At 66.8% G+C, this 20,084-nt stretch carries 19 protein-coding genes; 18 read left to right on the top strand and 1 reads right to left on the bottom strand.

All coding sequences use genetic code 11. The features are described from left to right. The first annotated feature begins 3 nt into the window (after window positions 1-3). From ACYQ4T_RS04845 to ACYQ4T_RS04785, 13 genes are all read left to right on the top strand, one after another. A complete protein-coding gene (locus tag ACYQ4T_RS04845; RefSeq protein ID WP_459851149.1) occupies window positions 4-1,650 on the top strand; it encodes a flagellar hook-length control protein FliK in 1,647 nt (548 codons plus the stop codon). A 4-nt stretch (window positions 1,651-1,654) separates the two neighbouring features. Further along, a complete protein-coding gene (locus ACYQ4T_RS04840; RefSeq protein ID WP_459851148.1) occupies window positions 1,655-2,428 on the top strand; it encodes a flagellar hook assembly protein FlgD in 774 nt (257 codons plus the stop codon). A gap of 146 nt (window positions 2,429-2,574) precedes the next feature. Then, window positions 2,575-2,901 carry a CtrA inhibitor SciP gene (gene sciP / locus ACYQ4T_RS04835; protein ID WP_459851147.1) on the top strand — a complete coding sequence of 109 codons (327 nt, stop codon included), beginning with the start codon at window positions 2,575-2,577 and terminating at the stop codon, window positions 2,899-2,901. 468 nt (window positions 2,902-3,369) lie between these two features. Then, on the top strand, window positions 3,370-3,666 hold the full coding sequence (locus tag ACYQ4T_RS04830) for an STAS domain-containing protein (RefSeq protein WP_459851146.1): 297 nt from the start codon (window positions 3,370-3,372) through the stop codon (window positions 3,664-3,666). Window positions 3,667-3,682: 16 nt separating this feature from the next. Then, a complete protein-coding gene (locus tag ACYQ4T_RS04825; protein ID WP_395018121.1) occupies window positions 3,683-4,048 on the top strand; it encodes a response regulator in 366 nt (121 codons plus the stop codon). Further along, window positions 4,048-6,048, top strand: coding sequence for a chemotaxis protein CheA (locus ACYQ4T_RS04820; RefSeq protein WP_459851145.1), 2,001 nt, complete (start codon window positions 4,048-4,050; stop codon window positions 6,046-6,048). Before ACYQ4T_RS04825 ends, ACYQ4T_RS04820 begins: the two co-directional genes overlap by 1 nt. An 11-nt stretch (window positions 6,049-6,059) precedes the next feature. Beyond that, on the top strand, window positions 6,060-6,569 hold the full coding sequence (locus ACYQ4T_RS04815; protein WP_459851144.1) for a chemotaxis protein CheW: 510 nt from the start codon (window positions 6,060-6,062) through the stop codon (window positions 6,567-6,569). A gap of 26 nt (window positions 6,570-6,595) precedes the next feature. Next, complete coding sequence (locus ACYQ4T_RS04810) at window positions 6,596-8,452, top strand: methyl-accepting chemotaxis protein (protein ID WP_459851143.1); 1,857 nt, start codon at window positions 6,596-6,598, stop codon at window positions 8,450-8,452. 4 nt (window positions 8,453-8,456) lie between these two features. Continuing rightward, the gene (locus tag ACYQ4T_RS04805; protein ID WP_459851142.1) at window positions 8,457-8,996 is read left to right on the top strand and encodes a chemotaxis protein CheW; all 540 of its coding nucleotides are present in this window, start codon (window positions 8,457-8,459) and stop codon (window positions 8,994-8,996) included. Between the two features lie 23 nt (window positions 8,997-9,019). Then, window positions 9,020-10,753 (top strand): methyl-accepting chemotaxis protein, encoded by a 1,734-nt coding sequence (locus ACYQ4T_RS04800; protein WP_459851141.1) that lies wholly within the window; start codon window positions 9,020-9,022, stop codon window positions 10,751-10,753. Continuing rightward, window positions 10,753-11,625, top strand: coding sequence for a CheR family methyltransferase (locus tag ACYQ4T_RS04795; protein WP_459851140.1), 873 nt, complete (start codon window positions 10,753-10,755; stop codon window positions 11,623-11,625). The genes ACYQ4T_RS04800 and ACYQ4T_RS04795 overlap by 1 nt, the downstream gene beginning before the upstream one ends. A 5-nt stretch (window positions 11,626-11,630) precedes the next feature. Further along, entirely contained in the window at window positions 11,631-12,713 is a 1,083-nt protein-coding gene (locus ACYQ4T_RS04790; RefSeq protein ID WP_459851139.1) for a protein-glutamate methylesterase/protein-glutamine glutaminase, read from the top strand. Next, window positions 12,713-13,195 (top strand): chemotaxis protein CheD, encoded by a 483-nt coding sequence (locus tag ACYQ4T_RS04785; RefSeq protein WP_459851138.1) that lies wholly within the window; start codon window positions 12,713-12,715, stop codon window positions 13,193-13,195. Before ACYQ4T_RS04790 ends, ACYQ4T_RS04785 begins: the two co-directional genes overlap by 1 nt. Before the next feature lie 2 nt (window positions 13,196-13,197). On the opposite strand, the gene ACYQ4T_RS04780 is transcribed toward ACYQ4T_RS04785, so the two are convergent. Beyond that, the gene (locus ACYQ4T_RS04780; protein ID WP_459851137.1) at window positions 13,198-15,009 is read right to left on the bottom strand and encodes a hypothetical protein; all 1,812 of its coding nucleotides are present in this window, start codon (window positions 15,007-15,009) and stop codon (window positions 13,198-13,200) included. A gap of 361 nt (window positions 15,010-15,370) precedes the next feature. Here ACYQ4T_RS04780 and fliF point away from each other — a divergent pair, with 361 nt between their 5' ends. The 5 genes from fliF to ACYQ4T_RS04755 are packed head-to-tail and all read left to right on the top strand — an operon-like array spanning window position 15,371 to window position 20,074. Then, complete coding sequence (gene fliF, locus ACYQ4T_RS04775; RefSeq protein WP_459851136.1) at window positions 15,371-17,068, top strand: flagellar basal-body MS-ring/collar protein FliF; 1,698 nt, start codon at window positions 15,371-15,373, stop codon at window positions 17,066-17,068. A gap of 21 nt (window positions 17,069-17,089) precedes the next feature. After that, the gene (gene fliG / locus ACYQ4T_RS04770; protein ID WP_459851135.1) at window positions 17,090-18,106 is read left to right on the top strand and encodes a flagellar motor switch protein FliG; all 1,017 of its coding nucleotides are present in this window, start codon (window positions 17,090-17,092) and stop codon (window positions 18,104-18,106) included. Between the two features lie 10 nt (window positions 18,107-18,116). Next, window positions 18,117-18,809: a FliH/SctL family protein gene (locus tag ACYQ4T_RS04765; protein ID WP_459851134.1), complete on the top strand. Its 693-nt coding sequence runs from the start codon at window positions 18,117-18,119 to the stop codon at window positions 18,807-18,809. Window positions 18,810-18,835: 26 nt separating this feature from the next. Continuing rightward, on the top strand, window positions 18,836-19,171 hold the full coding sequence (fliN, locus tag ACYQ4T_RS04760) for a flagellar motor switch protein FliN (protein WP_459851133.1): 336 nt from the start codon (window positions 18,836-18,838) through the stop codon (window positions 19,169-19,171). Between the two features lie 33 nt (window positions 19,172-19,204). Then, on the top strand, window positions 19,205-20,074 hold the full coding sequence (locus ACYQ4T_RS04755; RefSeq protein WP_459851132.1) for a motility protein A: 870 nt from the start codon (window positions 19,205-19,207) through the stop codon (window positions 20,072-20,074). The last annotated feature ends 10 nt before the right edge of the window (window positions 20,075-20,084 follow it).

Below are 20,084 nucleotides of genomic sequence, written 5' to 3'. Positions count from 1 at the left end.
TCGATGCAGCAGATTCGTTTCGACTTCCTGACGGGTGTCAACGGCGGCAACAACCGCAGCAGCACCGCCAACACCCATGCGGCCGAGCAGAGCGGCGACGCCTTCGCCCGAATCCTCGATCAGCAGATCGCCCGCCGGGGCGAAGATGCCGTCAAGACCCGCGCCGCCGAGCCGCGCAGCAACCGCAACGACGCGAGCGATCGCGCCGACACGCCGCGGCCGCAGGCGCTGAAGCGCCGCGATACGAAGTCGACCGCGCCGATCGCGCAGGACAAGCCGGCGCCGAAGGCGAAGCAGCCGGAGAAGCCGGTCGGCGAGAACGCGAGCTGCGCCAAGCCGGCGACCAAGCCCGAGACCGACGAGACGGATCAGACCGCCGAGGCTGCGGCCGGCACGCAGACCACGACCGAGAACACGGCGTCGGCCGGCACGACCGAGAGCGACGGTCAGCCGGACGCGTCGGGCGACCAGGGGCAGCAGCAGGCGAATGACGGCACGCAGCAGCAAGGCGACGGCACTGACCCGAGCGAGACGGTCGTGGCCGGGACCGATCCCGGCCTGCTCGCCCTGCTCGCGGTGCCGCTGCCGATCCAGGCCTTGAGCGCCGATACCGATGTCGCGGTCGATGCGACGGCACTCGCCGGCGGCGGCAACGCCGCGACCGCCTTGCAGGCCGGGCTGGCGGCGCAACTCGCAAACGCGGTCGATTTCAGCGCGGCCGTCGGCGGCAAGGCCCAGGGCCAAGCCGCGACCGCCGGCCTCAAGTTCGGCGCGATCCTCAATGCCGGCGGTCCCGAGGCGCAGCAGGCCGCGGCGGATGCCGTCACCGCCCTCCAGGATGCCGCCCAGGAACTCGCCAAGGCCGCCGATCCGCTGGCCTCGCTGAAGCCCGCCGTCGGCGATGAGAAGCCGGCCGCGGGATCCAAGAAAGCCGAGGCGTCGCAGGACAAGACCGCGGCCACGGTCACGCCGGAGCTCAACGCCAAGACCGCCGCCGCGATCGTGCAGCCGATGGCGCGTCCGGCCGGCGTCACCTGGTCCGGCACCACCAGCATCCGCAACGAGCTGGCCGAGAGCATGGCGGTCCAGGCCGGCGCCGGCTTCGGCGCCGACGAGGCCGAGCTTTCCAACTGGTCTCAGTATCTCGGGTCCGGCGCCACGGGCTTGAGCAACAATATTGCCGCCAAGCAAAGCGCCTTCATGGCCCAGCTGAGGCAGAACCTGCAGATTTTGCCGCCCCACGAGCAGATCGCAGTGCAGATCAGGGATGCCATGCAGAATGGAAACAGCCGCCTGACGGTCGCGCTCCACCCGGTGGAGCTCGGCCGGGTCGAGGTAAAGCTCGATATCGACAAGGATAAGAACGTCACCGCCACCATCGTCGTGGACCGACCGGGGACCCTGGACCTGCTCCGCAACGATGCCAAGGCGTTGGAACGCGCCTTGCAAGACGCCGGGTTGCAGACCGACAGCGGCAGCCTGTCCTTCAACTTGCGGGACAGCAACGGCCAGAACGGCGGTTCCCAGAACGGCACGGGAACGGGCAGCGGTTCGGGCCTGGGCAAGGGCGCCAGCGGGTCTGAGGTGAAGGCGGAAGTGCGGGCCGATGTGGTCGCAACCGCCGACGGCTATGTGGATCTGGAGACCTGAAGTCATGACGACGACGACCGCCACCACGTCCGGGACCTCGGCCTACGACATCATCTCCAAGCAGGCGCAGAACAGCGGCGGCACCGGCTCGTCCACCACCACGAAGACCGGCGATGATGCGCTGGCCAGCCTCTCCGGCGACTACACCAATTTCCTGACCCTGCTGACCGCCCAGTTGAAGAACCAGGATCCGCTTTCGCCGATGGACGCGACCCAGTTCACCCAGCAGCTGGTGCAGTTCTCCGCGGTCGAGCAGCAGATCAACGGCAACAAGAAGCTGGACCAGCTGATCGGCCTGCAATCGACCGCCAATGCCTATGGCGCGGTCGGCTTCGTCGGCACCACGATCGCCGCCGACAGCGGCGACGTGGCGCTGCAGAACGGCAAGGCCAAGTTCGACTACACGATCGAGAAGGCCGGCTCCGCGACCCTCAAGATCCTGAACGCCGCCGGCAACGTCGTCATGCTGAAGCAGGTCGATGCCCAGGTCGGAACCCATCCGGTCGAATGGGACGGCACCGACTATTTCGGCAACCAGCTGCCCGACGGAAAATACACCGTGGCGGTCAGCGTCACCGACCCCGCCACCGGCAAGGCGAGCGACGCCGCCATCACCAGCTACGGCAAGGTGGACCAGGCGGTGATCGCCGACGGCAAGGTCTTCCTCAAGATGGGCGACGTCTCGGTGCCGCTGGAGGACGTGCTCCGGATCTCCAAGCCGACCGAGACCACGACCGGCGATGAGACGGATACCGGGGACGAAACCACCGGGGCCTGAGCCCCCGGGCCGGTGGTTCTGCCCGGCGTGGACCCGGATTACCAACAATTTTAGCTAAATCCGAGTTTTCCTTTCTCTTCACCGGCTTAGCATTTTGTTAAGCGGCCGGTCTTAGCCTGTCGTCGGTCTGAACCAGTGGACTCCGCATGAGGCCGAACCACTCGCCCGCCCCGATGCCGCAAAAGCCAGCCCTCACCCGGCATGGCGAACGGCGGATCGCGCGTATCGAGGACTTGCCGCCACCCGGCATCAAGCGCTGGGTGATCCGTCGCAAGGCCGAGGTCGTGTCCGCGGTGCGTGCGGGAATCATCAGCCTCGAGGAAGCCTGTCAGCGCTACACGCTCTCGGTGGAGGAATTCCTCTCCTGGCAGCGCTCGATCGACCGGCATGGCCTGCGCGGCTTGCGGACGACGCGTCTGCAGGATTATCGCGCGACCGAGCAGACCGCCGCCGACGAAACGCCGAACAGCTGAGGCCGGCGGCCTCTTCCTTCACCTTTCCCTCCGGATCTCGATCGACCGCGTAAACGCGTGCTCGACGCTTTCGCCATCGGGCGCGTCCCGGCGCGGCGCGACATACGAGAAAAAGTCGGACCTGACCCGAGCGGTGCGCGGCTGTGATAATTCCACTCCTGCAACCATTTTTCGCGAAAGTGTCACGATGCAACTTCCAGCGGGAAGCTATTCACGCAGAGCATGAACATTCTTAGCGCAAGTGATTTCTCCTGCGCATTTGTTCCCTTTCATGCGATTTTACAGGTCCGATTTCACAGCAGCCGCGCGCCATTCCTGTCACGCGCAATTGCACTGTAGTTAGTTCATATACAGTCCTTCTGCGCGCACCGATTGAGAGAGTGATTTCCGGCTAACGGTTTTTTCACATTCGACTGATTAGATCACGCCACAGAAAGTTGTGACTGCTCAGTAGAAGAGTTCCCCCTCATGGCCGGACCGCGCAGCGCCGCCGACCGGATCGAAATCGTCGGTCCAGTCACCATCCGCGAAATCGAGGCGATCCGGCGCGATCTCCTCGCCAAACTTGAAGCAAAAACGCCGCTGGAGATCGATCTGGGCGGCATCACCGAGACGGATATCAGCCTGATCCAGCTGATGCTCGCCGCCGAGCAGAGCGGCGTCGCGATCCGTCTCGTCCAGCCTTACCCGGAAGCCGTCCAGCAGGTGCTGGCGCGCAGCGGCGTCGATGCCGCCGGCGCCACGATCTGGACCCCGGGGCATTGAATTCAGGAGAATTGAAATGGCCAAGACCATTCTGAGCGTCGATGACTCCGCCAGCATTCGCCAGATGGTGAAGCTGACCCTTTCCGGCGCCGGCTATGACGTGATCCAGGCCAATGACGGGGCCGAAGGGCTGGCGAAGGCCAAGGGCGCCAAGGTCGATATGGTGATGACCGACCTCAACATGCCGGTCATGAACGGCTTGGCCCTGATCAAGGAGCTGCGCAAGCTGCCTGCCTATCAGGGCGTGCCGATCCTGTTCCTCACCACCGAATCCGACGCCGCGCTCAAGAGCGAGGCCAAGGCGGCCGGCGCCACCGGCTGGATCACCAAACCGTTCCAGCAGGACCAGCTGATCTCGGTGGTGAAGAAGGTGCTCGGCTGATGACCGGCGCGGGGGATCCGACCGACACCTTCCGGCAAGAGGCGCAGGAGCTCCTGGAGCAGCTCGAGCAGATCCTGCTCGACCTGACGCGCACGCCGGACAATCCGGAACTGGTCGACAGCACCTTCCGGGCGCTGCACACGATCAAGGGCTCGGGCTCGATGTTCGGCTTCGACGCGGTCGCGGGCTTCACCCACCATGTCGAATCCGCCTTCGATCTCGTGCGCAAGGGCAAGGTGGCGATGACCGCGGCCCTGGCCGACATCGCGCTCGCCGGCAAGGACCATATCCGCAACCTGATCGAACGCCCGGAAAGCGCCGATCACGCCGCCGGCCAGGCGATCCTGGCGCGGCTGGAGGCAACGGTCGGCGGCCATGCCGCCGCGGAGACGCCCAAGCCGGCCGAAGCCGCGACGACCGTCGCCCCGCCGACCGCGCCGACCGCCAAATGGCGCGTCCACTTCCGCCTGCCGGCCGACGCCCTGGCGACCGGCACCAATCCGCTTTTACTGATCGACGAGCTGCGTTCCCTGGGCAAGGCGACGGTCACGCCGTTGCTCGACAAGATTCCGCCTCTCGCCGCGCTCAACGGCACCGAGATCCATATCGGCTGGGATGTCGACCTCGAGACCGACAAGCCGAAGAGCACGATCGAAGACGTCTTCATGTTCGTCATGGACGAGATGGAGCTGAAGATCGAGCAGCTCGACCAGCCCAAGGCGGCGCCCGCCCCGGCTCCGGTCGCGGCCGCACCCGTCCCGGCACCCGCCGCGCCGAAGCCCGCACCGGCGGCCCAGCCGGCCAAGAGCACGGCCGAGGCGCTGAAGAGCGGCGGCAGCATCCGCGTGCCGGCCGAACGGCTCGACAACCTGATGGACCGGGTCGGCGAGCTGGTGATCGCGCAGTCGCGCCTGAAGCAGATCGCCGCCGCCAGCCAGGACGGCGAGTTCAAATCCATCTCCGAGGAGATCGAACGCCTGGCGCTGGAGCTGCGCGACACCACGATGGGCGTCCGCATGGTGCCGATCGCCCAGCTGTTCGGCCGCTTCCGCCGCCTGGTGCATGACTTGGCCGGCGAGCTCGGCAAGGAAATCACCCTGACGACCAGCGGCGAGGAGACCGAGCTCGACAAGACGGTGATCGAGCGTCTCAACGATCCGCTGGTGCACCTGATCCGCAACTCGATCGACCACGGCCTCGAAGGGCCGGACCAGCGCCAGGAAGCCGGCAAGTCGCTGCAAGGCCATATCCACCTCGCCGCCCGTCATACCGGCGACAAGGTGCTGATTTCGATCACCGACGACGGCAAGGGCCTGGATCGCGCCCGGATCCGCGCGCGGGCCGAAGAGAACGGGTTGATCCAGCCGGGCCAGGAGATGTCGGATTCCGAGCTGTTCCAGGTGATCTTCCAGCCGGGCTTCTCGACGGCGCAGAAGGTGACCAACCTCTCCGGCCGCGGCGTCGGCATGGACGTGGTGAAGCGGACCCTGGATGCGCTCAGGGGCTCGATCGACATCGCCAGCACCGCCGGCAAGGGCACCGAGATCACGCTGCGCCTGCCGCTCACGCTGGCGATCATCGACGGGCTGCTGGTGCGGATCGGCCAGGGCCGTTACGTGATCCCGCTCTCCGCGGTCGAGGAATGCGTCGAGTTGCCGCCGGTTGAAGAGAGCCGCGTCAACGGCAGCAACTTCCTCAATATCCGCGGCGACCTGGTGCCCTTCCTGCGCCTGCGCGAGATGTTTAACGCGACGACACCCCCGGACAAGTATCAGAAGGTGGTGGTCGTTTCCTCGAACGAGATGCGGGTCGGGTTGGTGGTCGACCAGGTGATCGGCGATCACCAGACCGTCATCAAGTCGCTCTCGAAGCTGCACAAGGGCGTCGGCACCTTCTCCGGCGCCACCATTCTCGGCGACGGCACCGTCGCCCTCATCCTGGAAATCGGCCATCTGGTCGCACGCGGACAACGCGAGCGCAACCTCAAGCTGGCGAGCTGACGGAGCATCCGATGGCCATCTGGCAAGGCAAGCGATCCCTGGAAGTGCTGACCCTGACCCTGCAGGGCGAGAAGTTCGCGCTCGAGGCCGGTCGGGTTCAGGAGATCCTCGATCTGGTGAACGTCACGGAAGTGCCGGGCGGCCCGGCCTTCCTGAACGGCCTGGTGAACGTCCGCGGCAAGGTCGTGCCGCTGGCCGACCTGCGCCTCAAGTTCGAGATGACGCCGGCCGCAGCGACCATCGACACCCGCATCATCGTGATCAACGTCCTGCTGGACGGAGAGATGACCACCGTCGGCCTGCTTGCCGACAAGGTGCATGAGGTGACCGAGATGAACGCCGAGGTGCTGGAGGACACGCCGAAGATCGGCATGCGCTGGCGCCCCGAATTCATCCGCTGCATCGGCAAGCATGGCGGCGATTTCATCGCTGTCCTGGATATCGACCGGGTTTTCGAAGAAGGCGACCGGGCAACGGCCGCCGCCAGCCAGACGACAGCGCCGGCGCAAGACGCGGCCTGATCACACTTTTTGAGGAGCTTGGGGAAATGCGCGCGACAATCAAACTGAAGCTCGGGATCACCTTCCTGGTGGTCATCCTGCTCTCGGCGGTCTCCGCCGCCTTCGCCCTAGCGGGCCTGGGCTCGCTGCGGGATTCGGTGGACGAACTGGTGGACGGCGCCGCCCAGGAGGTCGCGCTGTCGCAGGACTCCGCGATCAACCTGCTGGCGCTGGTGCGAGCCGAGAAGAACCTGATCATGGCGAACGACCCGGGCCAGGTGCGGCAGTACGACGACGTGATCCAGAAGCTGCGCCAGGAAGGCGTCGCGACCCATGAAAAACTCGCCGCCGTCGTTGAGGGCGAGGCGAAGGCTAAGCTCGATGCGTTCCAGTCCAGCTGGGAGCAATGGCTGCCGGTGCAGGACAAGATCCGCAGCCTGATGGCCGGGATCGACGGCCGAACCGCCGCGGAAGAACTCTCGGAGGGCGAAGGTCGCAACTTGGTGAGGCAGGCGGAAGCCGACTTGCACGAGATCGTCACGATCAGCCAGGGCTTCATGGCGCAGGCCAAGCTGGATGCCGAGACCGACTACGAGGAGGAGCGCCTGATGCTGCTCTCCGCCGTCATCGCCTCGCTGCTGATCGCGACCGGCGCCGGGGTCTGGATCTCGCTCTCCATCAGCCGCGGCCTTGGCCAGGCGGTGACCTTGGCCAACGCGGTCGCCGTCGGCGATCTCGGCCAGACCATCGCGGTCAAATCCAATGACGAGATCAAGGACGTGGTCGACGCGCTCAACACCATGACCGGCAACCTGCGCGACACGGCCAGCATCGCGGACTCCATCGCCAACGGCGATCTCACCGTCGAGGCAAAGCCGCTCTCCGACCGCGACACCCTGGGCCAGGCACTCGAACGCATGCTGGAGAAGCTGCGCAGCGTGGTCTCGGAGGCGCTGAGCGCGTCGGACAACGTCTCGGCGGGGAGCCAGGAGTTGTCGTCGAGCGCCGAGGAGCTGTCGCAGGGTGCGACCGAGCAGGCCTCGGCCGCCGAGGAGGCTTCGTCCTCGATGGAGGAGATGGCCTCGAACATCAAGCAGAACGCCGACAACGCCACCCAGACCGAGAAGATTGCCCGCCAGTCCGCGACCGATGCGCAGGCCAGCGGCGACGCGGTCGGCCGCGCGGTCGATGCGATGCAGACCATCGCCGAGAAGATCACCATCGTCCAGGAGATCGCCCGCCAGACCGACCTGCTGGCCTTGAACGCGGCGGTCGAGGCGGCGCGCGCCGGCGAGCATGGCAAGGGCTTCGCGGTGGTGGCCTCGGAAGTGCGCAAGCTCGCCGAGCGCAGCCAGGCGGCCGCGGCCGAGATCGGCACCGTCTCCTCGCAGACCGTGAAGGTCGCCAGAGAAGCCGGCGAGATGCTGACCAAGCTGGTCCCCGACATCAAGCGCACGGCGGAGCTGGTCTCCGAGATCTCGGCCGCCTGCCGCGAGCAGGACATCGGCTCGGATCAGATCAACCAGGCGATCCAGCAGCTCGACAAGGTGACCCAGCAGAACGCCTCCGCCTCCGAGCAGATGTCGGCGACCTCGGAAGAGCTCGCCGCCCAGGCCGAGCAGCTCCAGTCCTCGATCGCCTATTTCCGCACCAACGACCAGGCGACGCAAACCCGCGCGCCGGCGCGGACCCGGCCGACGGTCGCGCATATCGCGCCGGCGAAGCCCGCTGCAGCGGCTAAGCCGGCCGCGAAGACCAACGGTCATGCCAATGCCAACGAGACGGTCGCGCCGGTGAAGGTGCCGGTGAAGGCCAAGGCGCGTGCCAACGGCCGCGGCGGCTTCTCGCTCGACATGACCTCGGGCGGCGCCGATGCCCGTGACGCCGAGTTCGAAAGGGTCTGACGCCATGGCCGATTCCGCCACTGCCGCCGCTCCCGGGCCCACCATCGGCCACGATGCGCAATTCGTGACACTCGGCATCGACCGCGAGGTCTTCGCCGTGCCTGTCGATGCGGTGCTGGAGATCCTGGACATGCGGCCGATGTTCCGCATCCCGGAAGCGCCCGGCTATCTGGCGGGGTTAATCGACGTCCGTGGCCGCGGCGTGCCGGTGATCGATCTCAGGCTGAAGCTGGGACTGCCCGCGCAGGCCGCCAACGAGATGACCCGCATTCTGGTCCTTGAGTTCCCCCTTGGCGGACAAGAGGGGGGCGACCAGAAGCTGGTCCTCGGCCTGATCGCCGACCGCGTGATCGAGGTCATCACCCTCGACCGGCGCGAGATCCAGCCGGCGCCGGCGATCGGCCTGCAATGGCGCTCCGACTACATCAGCGGGGTTGGCCGCCGCAACGACAACTTCGTCATCATCTTCGAGCTCGCCCGCCTTTTTTCGTCGAACGACGTGGCGCTGATCAGCGCCACGGCGAAGACCAAAACCGCCGCCTGATTTTAGCGAAAGGAACGAAACCCATGCGCACAACCATCAAACTGAAGCTGGGGGTGACTTTCGTTGTGGTCATCCTGCTCTCGGCAGTCTCCTCCTTCGTGGCGATCAGCGGCCTCGCTGCGCTGCGCGATTCGGTCGACTCGCTGGTCGACGTCGCGGCCCAGGAGGTTTCGCTCTCCGAGAAACTCGGCATCAACCTGTTGGCCCTGGTGCGGGCCGAGAAGAACATGATCCTCTCCGACTCGCCGAGCCAGGTGCAGGAATACGACGGCCGGATCCAGAAGCTGCGGCAGGACGGCGTCGCGCTGCAGAAGAAACTCGCCGCCATCGCACATGACGAAGCGGCGCAGAAGCTGACGGCCTTCCAGGCGACCTGGGAGCAGTGGCTGCCGGTGCAGGACAAGATCCGCAGCCTGATGGCCGGCGTCGATGGCCGCGCGCAGGCGGAAGCGGTTTCCGAGGGCGAAGGCCGCACGATGGTCCAGCAGGGCGAAACCCAGCTCGAGGAAATCGCGACGCTCAGCCAGGCCTTCATGGACCAGGCCAAGCTGGACGCGGAAGCGGATTACGAGCGCAACCGCGCGATGCTGATCGCCGCCGTGGTCGCCTCGCTGCTGGTTGCCGTCGGTTCCGGCATCTGGATCTCGATGATCATCAGCCGCGGCCTCGCCCGCGCCGGCAATCTCGCGCAAGCGGTGGCGAACGGCGATCTCACCACCACGATCGACAAGGTCCCCAACGACGAGATCGGCGACCTGATCGGCCATGTGAACCGTATGGTCGAGCAGCTTCGCATCGTCGTGGCCGACGCCCTGAGCGCGTCGGACAACGTCTCGGCGGGGAGCCAGGAGCTGTCGTCGAGCGCCGAGGAGCTGTCGCAGGGTGCGACCGAGCAGGCCTCGGCCGCCGAGGAGGCTTCGTCCTCGATGGAGGAGATGGCCTCGAACATCAAGCAGAACGCCGACAACGCCACCCAGACCGAGAAGATTGCCCGCCAGTCCGCGACCGATGCGCAGGCCAGCGGCGACGCGGTCGGCCGCGCGGTCGATGCGATGCAGACCATCGCCGAGAAGATCACCATCGTCCAGGAGATCGCCCGCCAGACCGACCTGCTGGCCTTGAACGCGGCGGTCGAGGCGGCGCGCGCCGGCGAGCATGGCAAGGGCTTCGCGGTGGTGGCCTCGGAAGTGCGCAAGCTCGCCGAGCGCAGCCAGGCGGCCGCGGCCGAGATCGGCACCGTCTCCTCGCAGACCGTGAAGGTCGCCAGAGAAGCCGGCGAGATGCTGACCAAGCTGGTCCCCGACATCAAGCGCACGGCGGAGCTGGTCTCCGAGATCTCGGCCGCCTGCCGCGAGCAGGACATCGGCTCGGATCAGATCAACCAGGCGATCCAGCAGCTCGACAAGGTGACCCAGCAGAACGCCTCCGCCTCCGAGCAGATGTCGGCGACCTCGGAAGAGCTCGCCGCCCAGGCCGAGCAGCTCCAGTCCTCGATCGCCTATTTCCGCACCAACGACCAGGCGACGCAAATCCGCGCGCCGACCCCGGCCCGCGCCGTGGCCCCGGCGCGGCCGAATGTCGTCGCCATGACGCCGAAGCCGGCCAAGGCCGCGAAGGCCAACGGCCATGCCAATGACTCGGCGCCCGTCAAGGTTCCGGTGAAGGCCAAGGCGCGGGCCAACGGTCGTGGCGGCTTCTCGCTCGACATGACCTCGGGCGGCGCCGACGCCCGCGACGCCGAGTTCGAACGCGTCTGATGAACGCCATTTCTCGCAGCACCGCGACTGCCGGCTCAGGGAATCCAAACTCCCTGAGCCGGAAGGATTTCGAGAAGCTGGCGAAGTTCATCCAGGGCTATAGCGGCATCAAGATGCCGCCGAACAAGCTCACCATGGTCGAGGGCCGCCTGCGCCGCCGCCTGAAGGCGACCGGCTATGCGACCTTCGCGCAATATTGCCATTACCTGTTCGAGGAAGGCGGGCTGGACGACGAGCAGGTCCACCTGATCGACGCCGTCACCACCAACAAGACCGAGTTCTTCCGCGAGCCCGACCACTTCCGTATCCTGGAGCAGAGCGTGCTCGCCGACGTCGCGCGCCACCGCGCCGGCCGCAAGCCGGTGAAAGTATGGAGCTCGGCGAGCTCGATCGGCGCCGAGCCCTATACCCTGGCCATGGTGCTGGCGGAGTTCGCCGCGCGCAACCGCGGCTTCGAATACGAGATCCTGGCAACCGATCTCTGCACCCAGGTGCTGGAGACCGCGGTCGCCGGCATCTATCCCGAAGCCATGATGGCGCCGGTGCCGGATGCGCTCTACCAGCGCTATGTGCTGCGCGACAAGAATCCGAAGCGCGGCCTTGCCCGCATCGTGCCGGAGCTGCGCGCGCAGGTGCGGTATGCGCGATTGAACCTGATGGATACGACCTATCCGCTGGACAGTGACTTCGACGTCATCTTCTGCCGGAACATCCTGATCTATTTCGACAAGCCGACCCAGAACGCGGTGCTGCAGCGCCTGTGCAGCCATCTGCGGCCGGGCGGCTATCTCTTCATGGGCCATTCCGAGACCTTGGCCGGGTTCGACCTGCCGCTGACCCTTGCCGGTCCGACGGTGTTTCGCCGAAACTGAGTGCCATGCAAAAGCTGCGAGTCCTGGTCGTCGACGATTCAGCGTCGGTGCGCGAAACGCTCACCCGGATCCTGGAATCCGATCCTAGCATCGAGGTGATGGGAACGGCATCGGATCCCTTCGTCGCGGCGAAGCGGATCCAGGATGAGATCCCCGACGTCATCACCCTCGACGTCGAGATGCCGCGCATGGACGGCATCACCTTCCTCAGGAAGATCATGCAGCAGCGGCCGATCCCGGTCGTCATGTGCTCGTCGCTGACCGAGGAAGGCTCGGAGACCTTGATGCAGGCGCTGGAGGCCGGCGCGGTCGACGTGATCCTGAAGCCGCGGGTCGATATCCCGAAATTCCTCGAGGATTCCAAGATCCGGATCTGCGACGTGGTGAAGGCGGCAGGCCATGCCCGCCTCAAGAACGTGCCGCGCACGCGCAATGCGGAAGAGCGCCGCGGCGCCCAGAAGAAGCTCACCGCGGATGCGATGCTGCCGCCGCCCAACGGCGCCGCCATGGCGCGCACCACGGAGCGGATCATCTGCATCGGCGCTTCGACCGGCGGCACGGAATCCTTGCGCGTGGTGCTGGAGGACCTGCCGCCGGATTGCCCCGGCGTGGTCATCGTCCAGCACATGCCGGAGAAGTTCACCGAAGCCTTCGCCCGCCGCCTGAACGGCCTCTGCGCCTGCGAGGTCAGGGAAGCGCGCGACGGCGACACCGTGCTGCGCGGCCAGGTGCTGATCGCGCCGGGCAACAAGCATACCTTGCTGCAGCGAAGCGGCGCCCGCTATTACGTGCAGGTCAAGGACGGGCCGCTGGTGACGCGCCATCGTCCCTCGGTCGATGTGCTGTTCCGCTCCGCCGCGCGCTATGCCGGGTCCAATGCGGTCGGCATCATCATGACCGGGATGGGTGACGACGGTGCCCGCGGCCTCTCCGAGATGAAGGCGGCCGGCGCCACCACCATCGCCCAGGACGAGGCGACCTGCGTCGTCTTCGGCATGCCGAAGGAAGCGATCGCGCGCGGCGCCGCCGACAAGATCATGCCGCTGCAGAGCATCGCCGGCGAGATCGTCCGGATCGGCCGGCAGTGATGGCGCTCGCCGAACCCGACATCCGCAAGCTCTTCCTCTCGCCGGGCGAGGTCATCTGCCGGGCGGGGCCGGCGCTGGTCACCACCGTGCTCGGCTCCTGCGTCTCGGTGACCCTGTGGGACAAGGACCGCGGCATCGGCGGCCTCAATCACTTCGTGCTGCCCCGGGGCGGCACCAGCAGCCGCTACGGCGACACCGCCATGCTGGAGCTGCTGGAAGGCGTGCTCGACCTCGGCGCGCACCTGCGCAGCCTGGAGGCCAAGGTGTTCGGCGGCGCCGCGGTGCTGCCGGTCGGCGGCGAGGGCACGGTCGGCGCCAGCAACGTCGCCTTCGCGCTGGGGGAACTGGCGCGGCGCGGGATTCCCGTGGCGGGACGGCGCACCGGCGGCCAGCGTGGCCGGCTGCTGATGTTCAACACCGGGACCGGCGAGGCTTTCGTCCGCTGGCTCTCCGAGCACGAGAAGCTGCCGGCAGCTTCCTAGTTTCAGAAGAAGATGTCGTCGTCCCCGGCGCCGGCGGCGGGCGTTTCCGTAACGGCGGGGAGCTCGCATTTCAGCACGCGGGCGTGGACCTCGCGTTCGCGGGCCATCGTGTATTTGCCGAAGATGGCGGCGAGGATGCCGCCGGGATCGCCCATCTCCTCGTCGAGCGGCGCGCCGCTCTGCACCCCGGCGAGCGCGGCCGAGGCCTGCTTCAGGATGGCGCCGATCTCCGCCTTGGCGCGGATCTCGCTGGAGGTCTGGCGCAAGGATTCCGCCACCGTCTCGCTGTCGCGGTCGAGCGTCTCCAGCGCCGTAGAGAGAGAGGTCGCGGTCTTCGCGAGGCGGTCGACCGAGGTCACCAGAATGTTGGTCAATTCGGTGATCTCGGCCAAGCGGCGTTCCGGATCGGCGCCGGACGAGGCGCCCGCTGCCGTGACCATGGCGTCGAGATCGGCCAGCACCGCCTCGGCCTCGGTCGCGGTCAGGTTCGAGCAGGTGCGCAGCTCCTGGGCAATCACGGTCAGCGCCCTGCCCTCGTCGCCGAGGCGGCTGCTGCGCAAGGTGGTGTTGAGGCCCATCAGGCGGATGTCGGATTCCAGGGACTGGATCGCGCTGATGTTGCGCACCAGCGCCTTGGTGGTCGCGAGCACGCCGGCCATGACGCCGTCGCCCTCGGTCTGGGCATTGCCCAGATCCTCGAGCAGGCCGCGGGCGTGACGCACATCCTCTTCCAGCTCGGAGAGGAAGCTGCCCGCTTGCGAGCCGTCGGAGGAATAGGTCTGCTGGCCGAGCCCGGCGATCTCATCCGCGTCACCGGCCAGCTGGCTGAGCGAAGCCGCGATCTCGCCCAGCTGGTCGTCGAGCTCCTCGGCGGTGTCGGTGAGCTGCGCCAGGGAAAGGGCGCCGATCGCGTCCAGCAGCCGGAGCTTCTCTTCGGTAGGGACCGCGGCGAGGTCGAAATCGACGGCGCTGCGGGTGGCGCGGCCGAACAGGCGCGCGGCCAGGGTCAGCGCGAATTCCGAATGCTCGATGCGCTGGCGGCTGGTATCGCCGATCTGCATCGCCATGACGGCGGTGCCGACCCGCGTACCCACTTCGACGGTCTTCTGCTGGATCGCCGCCGCGGTGCTCTCCGCCTGGCGGCGGCGGCCGGCGATCGCCGAGACGCTGCGGGCAAGCTGGTCGGGTATGGTGCGGATTGCCTGGTCGCGCTGCTGCGACAGGGCGCGCTGGCTGGCGGTCGCGGCCTTTAGGCGCTCCGACATCGCGTCGAGCTGCTCGGCGAAGCCGTCGAGATTTTCCTCGGCGACCTTCATCGCGCGGGTGATCTCCTCGGCGAAGGTGGCGAAGCCCTCGCCGCCGGTCTTGAGATGGGCGGCGGCGATCTTGGCGTTGACCGCGAGCACGTCCACCGCCTGCACCGCCTTGCGCATGCGGCCGACCCGGCTCTTCATCGCATCGGTGAGGCCGGAGATCTTTCCCAGCACCGCTTCGCCATCGCGGGGGGCATGGGCCAGCGCGCCGATCCGGGCCGAGACCTGGGAGAGATCGGCGGTGGCCTGAACCAGCGCATCGCTGCCGAGCTCTTCCATCAGGGTCTTGAAGGTCGCGGTCAGGCCGTCGATCGTGTTGATCGAGGCTTCCAGCCGCTGGCCGATGCCGACGAAGGTGCCCTCGGTCATGCGGGCGGCCTGGCCGATCTCCCCCAAGGCACGTTCCAGCGTATCGAGCGCATGGCTCGCGTCAGGCGCGGTCCCCGGCGCTGCCGCGCCGGAAACGACGGTCTGGGTTCCGCCTTCAGTCCCTAGATTCATTGCGTGGTGATCCGCTGTCCGACGTGGTGGGCCGCCAGAAGGCGCGTCGAGATGGCCTGCGTTCCCTTATCGCGAAAGTAGCGGTTCGGCGCTTAAGGATGCGTAAAGCCGAGCACCTCCAGGGGCTCGGTTCGGTCCTCCCGGCCGCGATTCGGCCCCCGGTCGCCCAAATCGCCCGCGCTAGGCAAGAATTTCCCGGTCTTAATCTTTCTTTAGGAGGTAGCGGCATATTTTGCCTCCCGCGGAACCCGCTGTGCGATTGGAAACCCGAGATTCGCCTAAAATTTTATCGGTGTTTTCGGAGCATTTGCGACGGATTTGAACGGCTCGCTTCGGTGACGATCGTGGCGCGGCAAAGAAGGTGAACGACGTGAACTCGCTGCTGCAGACCCTGCGCAACCTCGGACCGCTCCGGCTGGCCAGCCTGGGCGCCATCGGTTTTGCGCTGATTGCGTTCTTCGTCTTCGTCGTGGCGCGGATGACCTCGCCCGGCTATGGCCTGCTCTACAGCGGGCTCGAATCCAGCGACTCCGCGGCGATCGTGCAGCGTCTGGACAGCCAGAACATTCCCTATCAGCTCAAAGCCGACGGCGCCGAGATCCTGGTGCCGCAGGACCAGGTGACCAAGCTGCGCCTGAGTCTCGCCGGCGAAGGCATCCCCTCGGGCGGCTCGATCGGCTACGAGATCTTCGACCGCGCGGACGCGCTCGGCACCACCAATTTCGTGCAGCAGATCAACCAGATCCGGGCGCTCGAAGGCGAGCTCGCGCGCACCATCCGCTCGCTGAAGCAGGTGAAGTCGGCGCGCGTCCACCTGGTCATGCCGAAGCGCGAGCTGTTCTCCCGCGACCAGGCCGAGCCCACCGCCTCGGTGGTGCTGATCCTCCAGGGCTCGACCCTCGACAAGGAGCAGGTGAGCGCCATCCAGCACCTGGTCTCCTCCTCGATTCCCGGCATGAAGGCCAACAACGTCTCGGTCATCGACAACAAGGGCAACCTGCTGGCGCGCGGCGCCGACGGCGGCGACGGCCAGGACAGCGCCAGCATGGAGGACATGCGGCGCTCCTATGAGACCCGCCTCACCCGCTCGATCGAGGACCTGCTGGCCCAGACCCTCGGCCCGGACAAGATCCGCGCCGAGGTCAATGCCGATCTCGACTTCAACCAGGTCACCACCAACACCGAGAATTTCAATCCCGACGGCCAGGTCGTCCGCTCCACCCAGACCGTGGAGGAGAACGATAGCAGCAACGAGCGGCAGCAGGACAACAACGTCTCGGTCGCCAACAACATCCCGAACCCGCCCGCGCAGCAGAGCGGCGCCGGCTCGAACAGCCAGTCGCAGAACCAGCGCAACGAGGAGACCGTCAACTACGAGATCTCCAAGACGACCCAGGTCGAGGTGAAGCAGTCCGGCAACGTGAAGCGGATCTCCGCCGCGGTGCTGGTGGACGGCACCTATACGACCGATGCCAACGGCAACCAGGTCTACGCGCCGCGCCCGCAGGCCGAGCTCGACCAGATCGCGACCTTGGTGAAGTCGTCGATCGGCTTCGATGCGAAGCGCGGCGACGTGGTCGAGGTCGTCAACATGCAGTTCACCGCGCCGGATGCGGCCGCGGCCCAGCCCTTCGAGATCATGGGTTTCGAGAAGCAGGACCTGATGCGGATCGCCGAGCTCCTGGTGCTCTCGGTGATCGCGGTGCTGGTGCTGCTGCTGGTGGTCCGTCCCCTGCTCAATCGCCTGCTCGCCTTGCCGGGCGTGGCGCAGCCGGGCCTGGCTTTGGCCGGCCCGGCCGGCGCCGCCCTGCCGCCGGGCGCCGCCGCGGCGCTGGCGATCCCCGGCCCGGCCGGCACGGCCGCCCTCCCCGGCATGACCGCCGCCGAAGGCATGATCGAGGCCGACAACATGGCCGAGGAGATCGACCAGATGATCGACATCAACCAGGTGGAAGGCCGGGTCCGCGCCTCGTCGCTGAAGCGGATCAGCGATCTCGTGGACCAGCATCCGGAGCAGGCCATGAACATCATGCGCGGCTGGATGAACGCGGACCAGTAGGCCGGGGAAGAGGACAAGAGAATGCGCGCCAAGGACGATTATCGTTCGCTGACCGGGGCCCAGAAATCGGCCCTGCTGCTGATGTCGGTGGGCGAGGAAAGCGCCGCGAAGATTTTCGCGCTGATGCACGACGACGAGATCAAGGAGATCTCGCAGACCATGGCCAATCTCGGCACCGTCTCCTCGACGGTGATCGAGCGGCTGTTCGTCGAGTTCGCCGACCAGATCTCCTCGACCGGCGCCCTGACCGGCACCTTCGAGACCACCGAACGCCTGCTGGCCAAGGTGCTCGACAAGACCAAGGTCGACCAGATCATGGAAGAGATCCGTGGTCCGGCCGGCCGCACCATGTGGGACAAGCTCAGCAACGTGAACGAAAGCGTGCTGGCGAATTACCTCAAGAACGAATACCCGCAGACCGTTGCCGTCGTGCTCTCCAAGGTCCGCTCCGACCACGCCTCGCGCGTGCTGGCGACCCTGCCGGAAGCCTTCGCGATGGAAGTCGTCATGCGCATGCTCAGGATGGAGGCGATCCAGAAGGACGTGCTGGAAGACGTCGAGCGGACCCTCCGCAACGAGTTCCTGTCGAACCTGGCGCGTTCCAGCCGCCGCGACGCCCACGAGATGATCGCCGAGATCTTCAACAACCTCGACCGCGGCACCGAGCAGCGCTTCATGACCGCCCTTGAGGAGCGCAACCGCGACTCCGCCGAAAAGGTGAAGTCGCTGATGTTCACCTTCGACGACCTCGGCAAGCTGGACCCGGGCGGCGCCCAGACCCTGCTCCGCAACGTCGACAAGGCGAAGCTGCCGATGGCGCTCAAGGGTGCCTCGCCCGAGCTGCAGGCCCTGTTCCTCAACAACATGTCGGAGCGCGCGTCGAAGATGCTGCGCGAGGACATGGCGGCAATGGGCCCGGTCCGCCTGCGCGACGTCGAGGAGGCGCAGATGGCCATGGTCAACATGGCCAAGGAGCTTGCCGCGAAGGGCGAGATCGTCCTTTCCGACAAGAAGGGCGAAGACGAGTTGATCTACTAGGACTGAAACATTGGCCGTGGTCCGCAAATTCACCTTCGACAACGACTTCGACGCGCCGCGCGTGGTGGCGCCGAAGCCCGCCCCGGAGGTCGTCATCGAGGAGGAATTGCCGCCTCCACCGCCGCCGCCGCCGAGTTTCTCGGAGGAGGAGCTGGAGGCCGCGGTGGCCGAGGCCCGCAAGGCCGCCATGGCCGAGGGTCTGGCCAAGGGCAAGGCCGAGGCGACGGCGCAGACCGAGCGCCAGACCGCGACGGCGCTGGGCGCGATCGCCCAGCACTTCGCCAAGGTCGATGGCGAGGTCCAGGCGGTCGCGGGCCAGCTGCGCGAGACGACGCTGGAGCTGAGCCTGGCGATGGTGCGCCGGCTGTTTCCGGAGTTCGCGCGCCAGCACGGGCTCGAAGAGGTGAAGGAATTGCTCGGGCGCTGCCTGGACCAGCTCCGCACCGAGCCGCGTTTCACGGTCAAGGTCGCGAGCGGCCTGGCCGAGACGCTCAAAGGCGAGGTCGAAGCGCTGGCGCAGTCACGCGGTTTCGAAGGCCGCATCGTGGTGGCCGGTGACGAGAGCTTGAAGCCCGGCGACTGCAAGATCGAGTGGAGCCAGGGCGGAATGATCAGGAGTGCCGACGAGATCTGGAAGGCGATCGAGGCGGCGATGGAACAGGCGTTGATTTCCAACGAGGACGACACCGCCCAAGGGAGCTGACCCTGGCGGATTGATAGGAGTTTCAAATGGGCGATGAAGAAAATCTGCAGCTGACCGAGTTCGAGAATGCCGGCGGCGACGTTCAGGAGAGCGGCGCCGACGCCGGACGCGGCTCGTCCAAGGAGCTGGATGCCGTCTATGACGTGCCGGTCCAGGTCTCCGCGGTGCTGGGCCGAGCCCAGATGCAGGTCAGCCAGTTGCTGAAGCTCGGCCGCGGCGCGGTCGTGGAGCTCGACCGCAAGGTCGGCGAGGCGGTGGACATCTACGTCAACAACCGCCTGGTCGCCCGCGGCGAGGTCGTGGTCGTGGAAGACCGCCTCGGCGTGACCATGACCGAAATCATCAAGACCGATCGCGCGTGAGAGTGAAGCGACCCTTGAAGCGGGAACCAGACCATGGCTGAAGCAGCAGGCGATCGCGGCGAAAACCGGTTCGACGCCGATTCTTTCACGCGGCGCGGCGATGCCCCGGTGCGGATCGCCCCGCGCCAAGGCGGCATCGATTTCGCGACCTTCATCGGCCTGTTCGGCGCGATCGGCCTGATCGTCGCCGCGATCCTGCTGGAAGGCCGCTGGACCGCCTTCATCAACGTGCCGGCGATCCTGCTGGTCGTCCTCGGCACCTTCGCGGTCACCTCGGTCAGCTACTCGATCGGCGAGGTGTTCCAGGCGCAGCCGATCATGCTCCGGACCCTGTTCCGCTCCGGCCAGACTCCCAACGACGCCGCGATGCGCATGCTGCAGCTGGCCGAGCGCGCCCGCCGCCGCGGCATTCTGCAGCTCCAGTCCGAGCTCTACGGCCTGCGCCCGGAGCCCTTCCTGCACCGCTCCATGACCATGCTGGTGGACGGCATCGCGGTCGAAGAGATCGAGCGGAATCTCACCTTCGAGACCCACGCCATGATGCAGCGCCACGTCCGCTCGACCGGCATCCTGCGCCGCGCGGCGGAGGTCGCCCCGGCGATGGGCCTGATCGGTACCCTGGTGGGCCTGGTCAACATGCTGGGCAGCCTCAACAACCCGGAATCGATCGGCCCGGCGATGGCGGTGGCGCTGCTGACCACCCTCTACGGCGCCCTGCTCGCCAACGTCGTGTTCTTGCCGCTCGCCTCCAAGCTCGAGCGCAACTCGGCGACCGAGCTCCTGATCAACCAGATCTACATCCTGGGCTCGCTCTCGATCGGACGGCAGGAGAATCCCCGCCGGCTGGAGCTGGTCCTCAACACCATTCTGCCCGCGACCCAGCGGGTGAAGTATTTCGACTAAGGAGACGGAA

It is taken from the genome of Dongia sp. agr-C8, from assembly GCF_054658695.1.
The sequence above is the reverse complement of the archived record's forward strand: the minus strand, read 5'-3'. Positions and strand labels throughout refer to the sequence as shown.

Bases quoted from the DNA above. Each gene is read 5' to 3' on its own strand.
- ACYQ4T_RS04780 (WP_459851137.1), bottom strand. From the start codon at position 15,009: ATGAATCTAGGGACTGAAGGCGGAACCCAGACCGTCGTTTCCGGCGCG.
- sciP (WP_459851147.1), top strand. From the start codon at position 2,575: ATGAGGCCGAACCACTCGCCCGCCCCGATGCCGCAAAAGCCAGCCCTC.
- ACYQ4T_RS04800 (WP_459851141.1), top strand. From the start codon at position 9,020: ATGCGCACAACCATCAAACTGAAGCTGGGGGTGACTTTCGTTGTGGTC.
- ACYQ4T_RS04845 (WP_459851149.1), top strand. From the start codon at position 4: ATGCAGCAGATTCGTTTCGACTTCCTGACGGGTGTCAACGGCGGCAAC.
- ACYQ4T_RS04805 (WP_459851142.1), top strand. From the start codon at position 8,457: ATGGCCGATTCCGCCACTGCCGCCGCTCCCGGGCCCACCATCGGCCAC.
- fliG (WP_459851135.1), top strand. From the start codon at position 17,090: ATGCGCGCCAAGGACGATTATCGTTCGCTGACCGGGGCCCAGAAATCG.
- ACYQ4T_RS04755 (WP_459851132.1), top strand. From the start codon at position 19,205: ATGGCTGAAGCAGCAGGCGATCGCGGCGAAAACCGGTTCGACGCCGAT.
- ACYQ4T_RS04840 (WP_459851148.1), top strand. From the start codon at position 1,655: ATGACGACGACGACCGCCACCACGTCCGGGACCTCGGCCTACGACATC.
- ACYQ4T_RS04815 (WP_459851144.1), top strand. From the start codon at position 6,060: ATGGCCATCTGGCAAGGCAAGCGATCCCTGGAAGTGCTGACCCTGACC.
- ACYQ4T_RS04830 (WP_459851146.1), top strand. From the start codon at position 3,370: ATGGCCGGACCGCGCAGCGCCGCCGACCGGATCGAAATCGTCGGTCCA.
- ACYQ4T_RS04810 (WP_459851143.1), top strand. From the start codon at position 6,596: ATGCGCGCGACAATCAAACTGAAGCTCGGGATCACCTTCCTGGTGGTC.
- ACYQ4T_RS04795 (WP_459851140.1), top strand. From the start codon at position 10,753: ATGAACGCCATTTCTCGCAGCACCGCGACTGCCGGCTCAGGGAATCCA.
- fliN (WP_459851133.1), top strand. From the start codon at position 18,836: ATGGGCGATGAAGAAAATCTGCAGCTGACCGAGTTCGAGAATGCCGGC.
- ACYQ4T_RS04790 (WP_459851139.1), top strand. From the start codon at position 11,631: ATGCAAAAGCTGCGAGTCCTGGTCGTCGACGATTCAGCGTCGGTGCGC.
- ACYQ4T_RS04820 (WP_459851145.1), top strand. From the start codon at position 4,048: ATGACCGGCGCGGGGGATCCGACCGACACCTTCCGGCAAGAGGCGCAG.
- ACYQ4T_RS04785 (WP_459851138.1), top strand. From the start codon at position 12,713: ATGGCGCTCGCCGAACCCGACATCCGCAAGCTCTTCCTCTCGCCGGGC.
- ACYQ4T_RS04825 (WP_395018121.1), top strand. From the start codon at position 3,683: ATGGCCAAGACCATTCTGAGCGTCGATGACTCCGCCAGCATTCGCCAG.